The organism is Phenylobacterium sp. (genome assembly GCF_019636135.1).
In the GTDB taxonomy this organism is placed as follows: domain Bacteria; phylum Pseudomonadota; class Alphaproteobacteria; order Caulobacterales; family Caulobacteraceae; genus Phenylobacterium.
Map to the genome: position 1 here is coordinate 26,165 of NZ_JAHBYD010000029.1, position 13,882 is coordinate 40,046.

Annotated in this window: 15 protein-coding genes; 7 read left to right on the forward strand and 8 right to left on the reverse strand. The window is 70.7% G+C overall.

Annotated elements, in window-relative coordinates; genetic code table 11:
• The 3 genes from KF737_RS18065 to KF737_RS18075 all read left to right on the forward strand — a co-directional run bounded on the left by KF737_RS18065 (position 1) and on the right by KF737_RS18075 (position 2,932).
• The gene (locus KF737_RS18065; protein ID WP_296458179.1) at positions 1-1,089 is read left to right on the forward strand and encodes a helix-turn-helix transcriptional regulator; all 1,089 of its coding nucleotides are present in this window, start codon (positions 1-3) and stop codon (positions 1,087-1,089) included.
• Positions 1,090-1,159: 70 nt separating this feature from the next.
• Positions 1,160-2,074: a hypothetical protein gene (locus KF737_RS18070; RefSeq protein ID WP_296458182.1), complete on the forward strand. Its 915-nt coding sequence runs from the start codon at positions 1,160-1,162 to the stop codon at positions 2,072-2,074.
• Positions 2,075-2,158: 84 nt separating this feature from the next.
• Complete coding sequence (locus tag KF737_RS18075) at positions 2,159-2,932, forward strand: PEPxxWA-CTERM sorting domain-containing protein (protein WP_296458185.1); 774 nt, start codon at positions 2,159-2,161, stop codon at positions 2,930-2,932.
• Here KF737_RS18075 and KF737_RS18080 read toward each other — a convergent pair.
• From KF737_RS18080 to KF737_RS18105, 6 genes are all read right to left on the reverse strand, one after another.
• Positions 2,929-3,936 (reverse strand): aldo/keto reductase, encoded by a 1,008-nt coding sequence (locus tag KF737_RS18080; RefSeq protein ID WP_296458189.1) that lies wholly within the window; start codon positions 3,934-3,936, stop codon positions 2,929-2,931. The two genes, KF737_RS18075 and KF737_RS18080, sit on opposite strands and share 4 nt — an antisense overlap.
• 70 nt (positions 3,937-4,006) lie before the next feature.
• Positions 4,007-4,666, reverse strand: coding sequence for a Type 1 glutamine amidotransferase-like domain-containing protein (locus tag KF737_RS18085; protein WP_296458193.1), 660 nt, complete (start codon positions 4,664-4,666; stop codon positions 4,007-4,009).
• Positions 4,667-4,781: 115 nt separating this feature from the next.
• Positions 4,782-5,150: a DUF4180 domain-containing protein gene (locus KF737_RS18090; RefSeq protein ID WP_296458196.1), complete on the reverse strand. Its 369-nt coding sequence runs from the start codon at positions 5,148-5,150 to the stop codon at positions 4,782-4,784.
• Entirely contained in the window at positions 5,147-6,013 is an 867-nt protein-coding gene (locus KF737_RS18095) for an alpha/beta hydrolase (RefSeq protein WP_296458199.1), read from the reverse strand. The genes KF737_RS18090 and KF737_RS18095 overlap by 4 nt, the downstream gene beginning before the upstream one ends.
• Positions 6,014-6,015: 2 nt before the next feature.
• Entirely contained in the window at positions 6,016-6,432 is a 417-nt protein-coding gene (locus KF737_RS18100) for a helix-turn-helix domain-containing protein (protein WP_296458202.1), read from the reverse strand.
• 320 nt (positions 6,433-6,752) lie between these two features.
• Positions 6,753-7,895 (reverse strand): aminotransferase class I/II-fold pyridoxal phosphate-dependent enzyme, encoded by a 1,143-nt coding sequence (locus KF737_RS18105; protein WP_296458203.1) that lies wholly within the window; start codon positions 7,893-7,895, stop codon positions 6,753-6,755.
• Between the two features lie 118 nt (positions 7,896-8,013).
• Between KF737_RS18105 and KF737_RS18110 the strand changes: the two genes are divergently transcribed.
• Entirely contained in the window at positions 8,014-9,285 is a 1,272-nt protein-coding gene (locus KF737_RS18110) for an MFS transporter (RefSeq protein ID WP_296458206.1), read from the forward strand.
• Here KF737_RS18110 and KF737_RS18115 read toward each other — a convergent pair.
• Positions 9,282-10,154, reverse strand: coding sequence for a TauD/TfdA family dioxygenase (locus KF737_RS18115; protein ID WP_296458210.1), 873 nt, complete (start codon positions 10,152-10,154; stop codon positions 9,282-9,284). The genes KF737_RS18110 and KF737_RS18115 overlap by 4 nt on opposite strands.
• A 76-nt stretch (positions 10,155-10,230) precedes the next feature.
• Here KF737_RS18115 and cobS point away from each other — a divergent pair, with 76 nt between their 5' ends.
• On the forward strand, positions 10,231-11,232 hold the full coding sequence (gene cobS, locus KF737_RS18120) for a cobaltochelatase subunit CobS (protein WP_296458213.1): 1,002 nt from the start codon (positions 10,231-10,233) through the stop codon (positions 11,230-11,232).
• 241 nt (positions 11,233-11,473) lie between these two features.
• On the opposite strand, the gene KF737_RS18125 is transcribed toward cobS, so the two are convergent.
• Positions 11,474-11,956 carry a CinA family protein gene (locus KF737_RS18125; protein ID WP_296458215.1) on the reverse strand — a complete coding sequence of 161 codons (483 nt, stop codon included), beginning with the start codon at positions 11,954-11,956 and terminating at the stop codon, positions 11,474-11,476.
• A gap of 80 nt (positions 11,957-12,036) precedes the next feature.
• On the opposite strand from KF737_RS18125, the gene KF737_RS18130 reads away from it, so the two are divergent.
• On the forward strand, positions 12,037-13,269 hold the full coding sequence (locus KF737_RS18130) for a serine hydrolase (RefSeq protein WP_296458220.1): 1,233 nt from the start codon (positions 12,037-12,039) through the stop codon (positions 13,267-13,269).
• Between the two features lie 128 nt (positions 13,270-13,397).
• Complete coding sequence (locus KF737_RS18135) at positions 13,398-13,868, forward strand: DUF1579 domain-containing protein (RefSeq protein ID WP_296458222.1); 471 nt, start codon at positions 13,398-13,400, stop codon at positions 13,866-13,868.
• Positions 13,869-13,882 lie beyond the last annotated feature (14 nt).

The following is a 13,882-nucleotide window of genomic DNA, read 5'->3' on the forward strand; positions in this document are numbered from 1 at the left end:
GTGTCCGACCGGGCTCGACGCGCGATGGCGGCGCTGCAGCGGCTCGCGGCCCTGGGCCTGCCCGACCGCGTCGCCTTCCCCGAGTTCGTGGGCCTGCTGTCCGAGGTCGCGCCCTTCGAGACGGCCGCCATGCTGTGGCTCGGGCCGGATCACGACCCCATCGACACCTTCATCACCGTCGACGCCGGGCCCGAGCTGATCACCCGCTACGCCAACCGCTGGTTCGACGCTGAGGAAGGCCGCTACTACCCCCGCCAGCGCGAGATGCAGCTCAACCCGGCCCTCGGCGTCATCCGGGTCAGCGACTACACGCCGGCCTTCGGCGAGACGGAGCTCTACGACGAGGTCTATTCCGGCGGCCGCCACCACTGGATCGCCGGGCTCGCGCTGCGCGACGGCGCCCGGCCCATCGGCAACCTGGGCATCGGCCGCCCACCCAGGGGCCGCGACTTCTCCGACGCCGAGATGCGCCTGCTCAGGCTCGTGCGGCCCTACATCGTCCAGGCCATGAGCCGCGCCGACGGCCTCGACGCCTGGCCCGACGCCGACCTGGAGGACCAGGCCGCGATCCTGGTGACCGACCTGGAGGGCCGCGTGCTGCACGCGAGCCCGGGCGCGTGGCGGCTGCTGCACGGGGCGGCGGGCGTGCCGGCCGACCTCGCGGTGCTGCGCGACCGGGTCTACGAGTGGGCGCGGCCGATGCTGGCGACGCTGGCGGCGCGGGTGGACGACGGGCTGGCGGGCGCCGGGGGCGGCGTGGCCCGCAGCGACACCGTCACGGCCTACGGCCGCTTCGTGATCAAGGCCTACGCCCTCGACGCCAATACCGAGGGCGAGGCGCGCACCGTCGGCGTGCAGATCGAGAAGCGCCTGCCGGTCGGCCTGAAGATGCTGCGCTCGCCGTTGTTCCGCGCGCTGACGCCGCGCGAGCAGGAGGTGGCGCGGATGCTCGCCACCGGCATGTCCTATCCGGTGATCGGCGACCGCCTGGGCATGGGCTCCTCCACCGTCGTCACCCACGTCCGCAACCTGGGCCAGAAACTGGGCGTCGGCAGCCGCGAGGAGATCGTGGGCGCCCTCTGCGCCTGACAGGCGCCCGGACGCGATCTCCCCCGGCGAGGGGATTCCGCAGCCCTTCCCGCCGGCTCAGGCTGCCGGGATGGCGGATCCCTTCAGTTCGAAACTCGCGCTGGCCCTCAAGGCCCTGTCGCTCAGCCGCGGCCGGCTCTCGGCCGACCTCGGCGTCGACAAGTCGGTCGTGGGCCGCTGGGTGACCGGGGCGGTGCGGCCCTCGGACCACAACCTGCTCAGGCTCACCGCCCTGGTCGCCGAGCGCGCGCCGGGCTTTGCGGTGCTGGACTGGGACCTGTCGCTCGCCGACTTCGCCCAGCGGCTGGGCGTGAACCCCGGGGTGGTGAGCGCGCTCGAGCCCACGCCGGCCCTGCCGCTGGCGCTTATGGGCCAGATCCGGTCGGCGACCGAACTGCGCGGCGCGGCTTACGAGGGCTTCTTCCGCTCGACGCGGCCCTACCTGCTGCAACCCGGCCGGTTCCTGCACGACTACGGGATGATCCGCCTGGACGCGACCGGCCTCCTCGCGCTGCGAATGGGCACCGGCGGGCACGCGGCCGACGGCTGGATGCTGCCGCTGCAGAACCAGTTGTTCTCGGTGGTGGCCGACGTGGTCTCAGGCGCGCTGGTGTTCGGCATCTTCAACGGCGTCGCCAGCGCCAAGGCCGAGGTGGTCGACGGCCTGATGCTGGGCTCGGCGCTGGACCCCGGCCGCACGCCCACCGCCTGCGCCATGATGTTCGAGCGGATCGCCGACCTCAGCGGCGACCGGGCGGCCGACGACGCCTTCTTCGACGAGCTGATGCAGCGCGATCCCGTCGCGCCCGACGGCTCGATTCCCGAAGCGCTGCAGAAGCACCTGGTGCGCGACGTCGGCCCGGCGCAGTCGCCCCTGGGCGGCGACCTGCTGCTGCGCATGCCGCTCTCCCGCTCGATGGCCCGCGGCCAGGCCTACCGCGAACCGCCCGCAGGCGCCTGCATGTCGCCGGGCCCTGCAACCTGATGCACCGCCGCGCATGCCGGCGCGCCTTACCGCACCTCATCCGACCGGCTCAGATGAAGCCTCTTCAATGGGGGTGTTCGTGACATGTACCTGCGTGGATTTGCGGCGGTCGTATTCGCCGCCACGGCGCTGGCCGGCTCAGCCCGCGCCACGATCCTGACCTTCGACACCGACACGCGGCAGCCGTTTTCCAGCCTGATCATGGACCAGGCCTACGGCGACCGCGTCACGGCGCTGACCATGGGCAAGTTCCAGTACGGCATCGGCCTCGGCGACGGCCTGACGCCGAACGTCACCGTCGCCTATTCCGGCGGGACGCCGGGCGCCATCCTGACCCGCTGGAACGCCGACTACGGCGACCTGGTCAACGTGCTGACCAACGACGACGACGGCGACACGGTGCTGCGCATCCTGTTCACCGCCGACGAAGGCTACACGGTCAAGCTGTTCGGGTTCGACCTCGCCGGCTGGAACCACAGCGACTACACGCTCCCCGGGCTCACGGTGACCAGCGGCGACGCGGTCCTGTACGCCGCGGAGGGCGTCCACGTGGAGGGCGCGAACGGCCACTCGACGTTCGACTTCGGGCTGGGGCTGAGCGGCCGGACGCTCGCCATAGACATCGACCTCACCGGCCTCGGCTTCGACAGCGACAACATCGGTATCGACAACATCCGCTTCGGCCAGTCGCCCCCCGGGGTTCTCATCGACCAACCCCCGTCGACTGTGCCGGAACCGGCCGCCTGGGCCACGATGCTCCTGGGGTTCCTGACCATCGGCGCCGCCGCACGACGGCGCCGGACCACCTGGGCGTCGCGGTTCCGGGAGGCCGGCCCCGCCTGGGCGTCCAGGGTCTAGGCGGCGGCCTCGGTGGGCATCCTTTCGGTGTCCACCGAGGCCTGCAGGGCCGGCGGATAGCGCGATCCCGACACCGTCTCGCCGTTCACCGTCCCGTCGACCCGGGCGATCAGCTCGGGCGACAGCGCAACCCCGGCCGCGGCGGCGTCCTCCCGCATGTGGTCGGGGTTCGTCGTGCCCGGGATCGGGACGATGATCGGGTCCTTCGCCAGCAGCCACGCCAGGCAGAGCTGCGCCGGCGTGCAGCCGGCGTCGTCGGCGATGGCCTTGAAGCGCGCGTAGAGGGCCAGGTTCGCCTGCAGGTTCCCGTCCTGCCAGCGCGGCATGTTCTTCCGGAAATCGCCGTCCTCCAGCTTCGACGGGTCGTGGCTTTCGCCGGCCAGGAAGCCGCGGCCGACCGGCGAGAAGGCGACGAAGGTCACGCCCAGCTCGCGGCAGGCGTCCAGCACGGCGATCTCGGCGTTGCGGCTCCAGGGCGAATACTCGGTCTGCAGCGCCGCGATCGGGTGCGTGGCATGCGCGCGGCGCAGCGCCGGGGCCGAGACCTCCGAGAGCCCGATGGCGCGGATCTTTCCGGCCTTCACCAGGTCGGCGAGCGCGCCGACGCTCTCCTCGATCGGCACCTTCTTGTCCCACCGGTGCAGGTAGTAGAGGTCGATGACGTCGGTCCTGAGGCGGCGCAGCGAGACGTCGCAGAGCGCCTTGATCGTCTCGGGCCGCCCGTCGAGGCCGCGCTGCGTGCCGGTGGCGTCGGTGATGCCGCACTTGGACGCCAGGGTGAACTTCGAGCGGTGCGGCCCCAGCACCTCGCCCACCAGGGTCTCGTTGTGGCCGAGGCCGTAGACCGCGGCGGTGTCGAAGAAGGTGTAGCCGGCGTCCAGCGCGCCCAGCAGCACCTGCTCGGCCCGCTCCCGCGGCGGCGGGGCGCCGTAGGCGTGGCTGAGGCTCATGCACCCCAGGCCGATGGCCGACACCTCGAACTGACCGACCTTCCGCGTCTGCATGGCGTGCTCCCGCTTTCGTGCGAGCGCTGACAGACCGCGGCGACCCCGAGTCCGTCAAGAGGACGAGCCGTCAAGTGCGCCCGGCGTGCAGCTCCAGGGTTTCGCCGTTCTGGATCAGGACGTCGCCGTCGCGCAGGATGCGGTGCGGAATCCCGTTCGCCGTCATGTAGGCGGCAGCCTGCTCGGCCGCCTCGGCCTCGGCGTGGTCCGAGCGGTAGTGCGGGACGACGGCGGCGTCGATGAGGCCCAGGCCCTCCCACACCGGCTCGGGGTCGTAGCCGGCGGCCAGCACCTCCGGGTCGTCCATCAGCTCCAGCCCGCGCAGGCTGGGCGCGGCCACGCAGGCGCCGGCGCTCCAGCCGCCGTAGACCAGCCGTTCGGCCCAGATCAGGCCCGGCGCCAGCGCGTCGAAGCCGCTCTGCCGCATGGCGCGCCGCAGCAGGAAGGCGTTGCCGCCCACCGCCCAGACCAGCCGCGTCCGCTCCAGCTCGGCGAGCAGGTCCTGCGGCCGGCCGAAGTAGGCCCGCAGGTCGAGGTCGTAGGCGTCGAGGCCGCGGCCCCGGAAGTCGGCGACCGGATCGAAGACCTTGCGCGCATAGGCCTCGCGGTCGGCGGCGGGGATGAAATCCACGGCGTTGGAGATCACGCCCACCCGTGCGCCGGCGCCCGCCATGCGGATGAGTTCGGCGAAGCTGTCGCCGGTCCGGAACGAGGCGAGGTAGAGGCGCATCGCTGCTGCTTAAGCTGGTCGGTCAGCGGCCTCAAACCTGATCGTCATCCCCGGCTTGTCCGGGGACCCATGGGGCTTGGCGCGTGGGGATCGCACGGGCGGCGGGCCATGACGGTCACTGGGTGGCGAGCTTGGCCTCCAGCTCGGCCATGTCGGCGACGAACCAGACGTGGCGGCCGCGGTTCGATTCGCGGACGAAGTCGCGCAGCGCCTTGCTGGCGGCGACGGCCCCGGAGATGTCGCCCACGAAGGCGACGGCGACGCCATAGTTCACGAACTTCTGGATCGCGTTCCCGGCGACGCGGTTCGAGAGCGTGAGGAAGTGGGGCGCGAGACAGGCGACCGGGATCGCCACCACCGCCGGGCGGCTCGCGTAGGAACAGCCGATGACGTCGACGGCCGCCCGCTCGCCGTCCAGCTTCGGGCCGTCGGCGGCGCAGACATAGACCGTCGCGCCGGCCAGGGTGCGGACCTCGTCGCTCATGGCGTCAGCGCCCTCCGCAGGAAGCCGTCCACCACGCGGCCCTGGTCGATCAGCAGGTGGCCGGCCTCGGGCAGCCAGACGACCTCGGCCCTGCCGACGTTGCGGGTGAGCCGCTCGCGCGTGCCGGCGGAGTCGATCATCACGTCCTTCGCGCCCAGGATCGCGAGCAGCGGCATGTCGAGCCGCGCCAGCTCGGCGTCCGCGAACGGCGGCAGCACCTCCGTCCGCGGGCGGAAGTTGGCGAACGTCAGGTCCATGAACTCGCCATAGGCCTTCATGCCAGGCGAGAGGCGCGTCGGCCGCGGCGCGCCGCCGGCCATCCGCCGCATGATCCTCTGGCGGCCCCACTTGCCGAGCAGCAACAGCGGCAGCGCCCAGACCAGGATGTTCCTGTGCCTGCCCACGCCGCCGGGGCACAGCAGGACGACGGCGCTCACCGTCTCCGGCCGCCGCGTGGCGTATTCGAGCGCCAGCCAGCCGCCGAGCGAGATCCCGGCCAGCGCCGCGCGGCTCACGCCCAGCCCCGCCATCACCTCGCCCAGCCAGTCGGCGTAGACGTGGGTGGCCAGCGGCGGGCGCGCCTCGGCCGAGAGGCCCGGCTCGCCGATCATGTCGACCGCATAGACGCGGAAGCGCTGCGTCAGCAGGGCGGCGTCGCCCATCCAGCTCGCCGCGTTCGAGGCCGAGCCGTGCAGCAGCAGGACCGCTGGCGCATTCTTCGGCCCGCTCGCGATCACGAACGTCTCGCCCTGCGCGGTCGGCACACGGAGTTGCTCGGCTTCTCCCGGCCAGGCCTGGAGCAACGCCCGATAGCGCGCGAGCACGGCTTCGCGGCCGGCGGCGGTCTTCCAGATGGCGGTCACGGTCAGCTCTCCAGCCAGACCTGGATGATCTTGAGGATCGCGCCCGCGTCGCCCGGCGAGGCCACGATGACGACCTTCGCCGTCCGCGCGCCGGGGTCGTAGACGACGTCCGCGCGGGCGGGCGGGCCGGCGGGATCGCGGCTGTTCAGCACCGCCGGGACCATGCTCATCAGCCGGTCGGCGCGTTCGGGGCTCACATCGGGCACGTCGACGATGGCGGTCGTGCGCGCCCCGGCGGCCGAGGCGGGGGCGCGCGGCGCGAGGCCGCCGAACGCCTCCAGGTCGCCGCGCAGGATCCGGTACGACTTGCCGACGCGGGTCGCGCGCAGGCGCTCGTCCCTGATCGCGCGCAGGATGGTCTTCGGATGGAGCTTCAGCCGTTCGGCGGCATGCTCGACGGTGTAGACATCCTGCGACATGGCGCCGGGCTCACGGTTGTATGGGCTGAAATGTCCTCTATTGTTCCATGTTTTGAGAGCCAAGGTTGCATTAAGGATTAATAAGGAACATTCGGATGGGCTCGCGTCCGCCCCTGGGGCCAGACCCAATTGCAAATGCAATAGAGTAACATGAATTCAACAATATAGATTGTCATCCCGGCCGCAGCGTAGCGGAGAGCCGGGACCCAAGGGCGCCAGACCCGGAGCTTGAACCCCCTGGGTCCCGGCTCTACGGGCCGAATACGGCCCTCCGGCCGGGATGACCCGGTATTTTGGGCTAACTCTATCGAGTCCGGACCCTAAGCCGCCTTCGCCCAGGCCGCCTGGAACCAGGGGACCAGTCGCCGGATCGCCTCCTCGATCTCCGGCGTCGAGACCGCGAAGCTCAGGCGGATGAAGCGGTGGCCGTCGACGGGGTCGAAGTCGATGCCGGGCGCCGTGGCCACGCCGGTGTCCGAGAGCAGTTGCTTGCAGAAGGCCAGGCTGTCGTCGGTGAGCCGGCCCACATCGGCGTAGACGTAGAAGGCGCCGTCGGGCGGGGCGATGGTTTCAAGCCCGAGCTGGGGCAGCGCCGCCAGCACCAGCTCGCGGTTGCGGCGGTAGGTCTCGAGGTGGCCTTCGAGCTCGTCGCGGCAGTCCATGGCGACCAGGGCGGCGTGCTGGGCGAGCGACGGGGCGGTGAGGAACAGCGCGCCCATGTAGGCGATGGCGCGCGAGGCCTCGGCGCGGGGCGTGATCAGCCAGCCCAGGCGCCAGCCGGCCATGGAGAAGTACTTCGAGAAGCTGTTCACGACGACGGCCGTCGGCTCGAACTCCAGCATCGAGCGGGTGCGCTCGCCGTAGCTGAGGCCGTGGTAGATCTCGTCGGAGACGATGCGGATGCCGCGCGCGCGGCAGACGTCGGCGATGGCCCGCAGCTCGTCGGCGGGGATGATCGTGCCGGTGGGGTTCGCGGGGCTGGCCAGGATCACCCCGGCCGGCGCCGGGTCCAGCGCCGCCAGCGTCTCGGCGGTGAGCTGGTAGCGGGTCTCGGGGCCGCACGCGATCTCCAGCGGGACCATGTGCAGCGCCTTGACGTTGTTGCGGTAGGCGACGTAGCCCGGCCGCGCCATGGCGATCACGTCGCCGGGCTTGAAGGTGGACGACAGCGCCAGCACCAGGGCTGGCGACGCGCCGCAGGTCAGCACGATCTGGATCGGCTCGATCGTCACGCCGTAGGCCTCGGCGTAGTGGCGGCAGATGCGCGCCTTCAGCGGGTCGCTGGACCAGTAGCCCATGGCGTCGGCGTCCAGCACGGCGTGCGCGCGTTCGATGGCGGCCCGAGGCGCGCCGGTCGAGGGCTGGCCGAACTCCATGTGGATGACCGAGCGGCCCTCGGCCTTCAGCCGCTGGGCCAGGCCGCTGATGGAGATGGCGTAGAACGGGTCGATCTCGGCGCTCATGCGACCGGGATACATGGCCGCGCCGCGATGTCGAGAGCCAGACCCGCACGCGCGGCCCGGACTTGACCCGGCGCGCGACGGACGCGATGGCCTTCGCAACGAACGGGGGAGCGCGGGCGTGGCCGACAACGGGAAGGCATCGAACCGCCGCGTGCTGGGCGCGAGCCTGGTGGGCACGGCGGTCGAGTTCTACGACTTCTACATCTACGCGACGGCGGCCAGCCTCGTGTTCCCGCACCTGTTCTTCCCGAAGTCGTCGGAGTCGGCGCAGCTCCTGCAGAGCTACGCGACCTTCGCGGTGGCGTTCTTCGCGCGGCCGGTGGGCGCGGCGTTCTTCGGCCACTTCGGCGACCGGATCGGGCGCAAGTCGACGCTGGTCGCGTCGCTGCTGACCATGGGGCTCTCGACGCTGCTGATCGCCTTCCTGCCGAGCTATGCCGTGGCCGGCTGGATCGCGCCGGCGCTGCTCTGCCTGCTGCGGTTCGGCCAGGGCTTCGGCCTCGGCGGCGAGTGGGGCGGCGCGGCGCTGCTGGCGGTCGAGAATGCGCCCCCGGGCTGGCGGGCGCGGTTCGGGATGTTCCCGCAGCTCGGCGCTCCGGTGGGGTTCATCGCGGCCAACGGGCTCTTCCTGCTGCTGGGCCTGGGCCTGGACGCCGACGCCTTCCGCGCGTGGGGCTGGCGGCTGCCGTTCCTGGCCAGCGCGATCCTGGTGGGCCTGGGCCTCTGGGTGCGGCTGCGGATCGGCGAGACGCCGGCGTTCGAGAAGGCCATGGCCGAGGCCGAGGCCAGCCACGTGCCGATGGCCGAGGTGGTGAAGCGCCACTTCGGCGCGCTGCTGGGCGGGACCTTCGCGGTCGTGGCGTGCTTCGCGCTCTTCTACATCTCCACCGCGTTCGCCCTGGGCCACGGGACCGGCAAGCTCGGCTACAGCCGCGAGACCTTCCTGGCAGTGCAACTTGGGGCGATCCTGTTCCTGGCCGCCGGCATCGTGGCGGCCGGCTGGTGGGCCGACGCCGCCAACCCGCGCCGCGTGCTGATGGCCGGCTGCGGTGCGACGGTGCTGGTGGGGCTGGCGATGGGGCCGATGATGGGGGCCGGCTCGCTGGCGCTGATCTGGCTCTGGCTGTCGCTGGCGCTGCTGGTCATGGGCTTCGTCTACGGGCCGCTGGGCGCCTTCCTGCCCAGCCTGTTCCCGCCGCGGGTGCGCTACACGGGCGCGTCGATGGCCTTCAACCTCGGCGGCATCATCGGCGGCGGCCTCGCCCCCATCGCGGCCCAGGCGCTGGCGGACCGTGGCGGGCTGACGCCGGTCGGGTTCTACCTGGTGGCGGCCGGCGCCCTCAGCCTCGCGGGCCTCCTGGCGGCGAAAGAGCGCTACGTCGACGGTTAGGCCGGCGTTTCGCCCGCCACCGTCGTGCGATGCATCACCCGCAGGTGGCCGTCGTAGCCGCCCTCGGCGTTGTGCATGGTGCAGCGGTTGTCCCACATCAGCACCATCCCGACGCGCCACTTGTGCCGGTAGATGAACCGGTCCTGGACCATGTGCTTGTAGAGCCCGGCCAGGATCGGATCGGCCTCGGCCGGCGTCATCCCCTCGATGCCGATGGTGTAGACCGGCGAGACGAAGAGCGCCTTCCTGCCCGTCACCGGATGGGTGCGCACCAGCGGGTGGGCGAAGGTCTTGTCGGCGTCGGCGCTGACGATGATCGGCATCGAGCGCTGGTCCAGCTCCTTGGCGTAGCCGCTCCTGGGGCCATAGGCGCGGGTCGCCGAATGCACCGCCTTCAGGGGCGCCAGTTTCGCCTTGGTGGCCTCGTCCAGGGCCTCGTAGGCGGCCGCGGCGTCGACGAAGAGCGTGTCGCCGCCCACCGGCGGGATGACCTCCGAACGCAGGATGGTGGCCGCCGGCGGCGTCGCCTGGAAGCTCCAGTCCGAGTGCCAGGCGCCGCCGAACGGCGTCAGCGTCTCGTTCGGGTCACGGCGCACCTCCAGCACGTTCGGATGGCCCGGCATGGGCGCGACGAACGGGTCGACGCCGTAGGGGCCGATCTCCAGCGTGAAGGCTTCGAGCTCGTGCAGGCTGAGCGGCTGGTCGGGGAAGGCGAGGACGCTGTGCCTCGCCCAGGCGGCCTTCACCTCGGCCAGTTGCCCGGCGGGCAGCGGCTTTGCGAGGTCCACGCCGCCGATCTCGGCGCCGAACCCACTGGGCTGCGGCTTCACGGTAATGGTCCGATACGCGGCTTCTGCGGCTTGCGACATCACGCTTCTCCCTGACGCAAGGTCATATGAAACACCTGTTTGCGTCACGTCCGGCAACCCTGTAATCGAGCCGACCATGGCCGCCTTCGACACCGCCGACGACAAGCTCATCACGTTGACTCCGGACAGGGAGGTCGACGTGCGATCGACCTTCGGCGTCGACATCGACATGAAGGCCCCGGCGTTCAGCGAGCGCGACGCGCACGTACCGGACATCGATCCGGCCTACAAGTTCGACCCCGAGACCACGCGGGCGATCCTGGCCGGCTTCGCCTTCGACCGGCGCGTGATGGTCCAGGGCTACCACGGCACCGGCAAGTCGACCCACATCGAGCAGGTGGCCGCGCGCCTCAACTGGCCGCTGATCCGGGTGAACCTGGACAGCCACGTCAGCCGCATCGACCTGGTCGGCAAGGACGCCATCGTGCTCAAGGACGGCAAGCAGGTCACCGAGTTCCGCGAAGGCATGCTGCCCTGGGCGATCCAGCGGCCGATCGCCCTGGTGTTCGACGAGTACGACGCCGGCCGCCCCGACGTGATGTTCGTGATCCAGCGCGTGCTGGAGGCGCAGGGCAAGCTGACCCTGCTGGACCAGAACCGCGTGATCCGGCCGAACCCCTGGTTCCGCCTGTTCTCCACGACCAACACCATCGGCCTGGGCGACACGACGGGGCTCTATCACGGGACCCAGCAGATCAACCAGGGCCAGATGGACCGCTGGTCGATCGTCACCACGCTGAACTACCTCAGCCACGACGTCGAAGCCGAGATCGTGCTGGCCAAGGCGCCGAACTACCAGACGCCCGAGGGCAAGCGGACCATCAACGCCATGGTGCGCGTGGCCGACATGACCCGGAACGCCTTCATGAACGGCGACATCTCGACCGTCATGAGCCCGCGGACCGTGATCACCTGGGCCCAGAACGCCGAGATCTTCGGCGGCGACATCGGGCTCGCGTTCCGCATGACGTTCCTGAACAAGTGCGACGAGCTGGAGCGCGGCACCGTCGCCGAGTTCTTCCAGCGCGCCTTCGGCCAGGACCTGCCGGAATCGACGGCGCGGGTGCGGGTCGCCTAAGCAGGGTCGTCGAGGACTCGAACGGAAGCCGCAGCACAATCGAGAGCCCTCCTCCTCGATGGAGGAGGGTTGGGTGGTGGTGTGACCGGGGCGTTACGGCAGCCGGCGCCTGTGGCGTCGACGCCTCCCGCATCCGGCCGGTAGGATCCTGCGCACACCACCATCCCCGGCCCTTCCTCCATCGAGGAGGAAGGGAGACCAGGGCCACAGCCCTCCGACTGAATGTGGATTCGTCCTCTTCCTAAGCCTCCAGCGCCTTCTTCAGCAGGCCCAGCGAGGCCGCCGCGAACGCCCGCATGTTGGCCGAGCGGTCGTCCGAGCCCGTCTCGATCGTCGTCACCAGCTCCACCGGCCCGGACACGGCCACGCAGGTGTGGCCCGACGCGTCGCCGTAGCCGTTGCCCGTGGGCCCCGCTGCGCCGGTCTCCGAGATGCCCCAGTCGGCGCCGTAGCGCTCGCAGGCGTTGCGGGCCAGGAGCAGCGCGTAGGGCTCGCTGGACGAGCGCATGCCCCCCAGCGCCTCGCGCGGAATGTCGGTGAGCAGCACGCGCGCCTTGGGCGTGTAGACCACCGCGCCGCCCAGGTAGTAGGCGCTGGCCCCCGGGACCGAGAGCAGCGCCGCCGAGATCAGGCCTCCCGAGGAACTCTCGTTGACGGCGATCTTCTCGCCGCGCGCCTTCAGGATCGCCCCGATCTCCGCGGCCAGCGCTTCCAGCTCGTCCATCTCGTCCCTTCCCCAAACAACCGTTCGGGGCCCATGATGCCGTCATTCAAGCGAAGAGCCATACTTCGGGGAGGATTTTCATGGACGCCCAATCGCAGTGGACGGGCCTGGACGCAGGCCGCCTGGAGCGCATCACCGAGCACCTGGAGCGCAACTACATCGGCCCGCAGAAGATCGCCGGCTGCCAGGTCGCCGTCGCCCGCCACGGCCACATCGCCTACTCGCGGGCGTTCGGCTCGATGGACCTGGAGCGGGGCAAGCCCACCGCGGACGACACGATCTACCGCATCTACTCCATGACCAAGCCGATCACCTCGATCGCGCTGATGACTCTCTACGAGCGCGGCTACTTCCAGCTCAACGACCCGGTCAGCCGCTATGTCCCGTCGTGGAAGAACCACCGCGTGTGGGTCTCCGGCGAGGGCGACGACATGGTGACCGAGGCGCCGCACCGCCCGGCCAGCTTCCGCGACGTGCTCGGCCACATGGCCGGCCTCACCTACGGCGGCGGCCTGCCCGGCGTCGGCATCCAGCACCCGATCGACAAGGTCTACCGGTCCCTGAAGATCCGCTCGGCCGACACCACCGACACCATGGCCGAGTTCATGGACAAGCTCGCCCAGGTCCCGCTGCGCTACCACCCCGGCGAGGCGTGGCAGTACTCGCTGGCCACCGACGTCTGCGGCGCCCTCGTCGAGATCATCTCCGGCGTGCCCTTCGCCCAATACCTGCAGGAGGTGATCTTCGATCCGCTCGGCATGAAGGACACCGCCTTCTCCGTGGCGCCGGACAAGGTCGGCCGCTTCGCCGCCAACTACCAGCGCGGCCCCGACAAGAAGCTGAAGCTGATCGACGACCCCGCGACCTCGAACTTCACCCGCGAGCCGGCCTTCAAGTCCGGCGGCGGCGGCCTCACCGGCACGATCTCCGACTACCTGCGCTTCTGCGAGATGCTCCGCCGGGGCGGCGAGCTGGACGGCCACCGCGTGATCGGCCCGCGCACGCTCGAGATCATGCACATGAACCACCTGCCCGGCGGCAAGGACCTCACCCAGGTCGCCTTCGAGGGCTTCTCCGAGACCGCCAACGAGGGCGTGGGCTTCGGCCTGGGCTTCGCGTCCACCATGGACCAGGTGCGCACCGGCACGCTGGGCGCCGGCGACTACTACTGGGGCGGCGCCGCTTCGACGATCTTCTGGGTCGACCCGAAGGAGGACCTCAGCGTCGTCTTCATGGCCCAGCTCATGCCGTCGGGCACCTTCAACTTCCGCGGCCAGCTCAAGAGCATCGTCTACGGCTCGATCATCGACTGAAGCCTCCTCACGAACGTCATCCCGCGACCTGTTCGCGGGATGACGTCCAGAGGGGGGAGGTCGTGATGCTGACAGACGGCTGTCAGCAGGGGCGCGATAGCCTGTCCTCGAATCCACGGGGACAGGACATGGCCTACGACGCCGCCGACGACGGACGACGCGATTTCCACTTCCTCTACGGGCGGTGGCAGGTCGCGCACCGCCGCCTCGTCGCCCGCGGCGTCGGCTGCACGGAGTGGGACGCCTTCGGCGGCGTCGCCTTCTGCCAGGGGCTGATGGGCGGCCTCTGCAACGTCGACGAGAACGACCTGGGCGAGTACGGCCAGGGCCTGACCTTCCGCAGCTTCGACGTGGAGCGGCAGCGCTGGTCGATCTACTGGGTCGACGGCGCGTCCGGCGCCCTGGAGCCGCCGGTCCATGGCCGGTTCGAAGGCGGCGTCGGCCGCTTCGAGGGCGACGACGCCTGCGCCGGGCGCCCGGTGAAGGTCCGCTTCCTGTGGGAGATCCTCGACCCCGGCCAGGCCCGCTGGACCCAGTCGTTCTCCTACGACGCCGGCGCGACCTGGGAGACGAACTGGATCATGGACTTCACGCGCTGAGGCGCCTAAGTCGG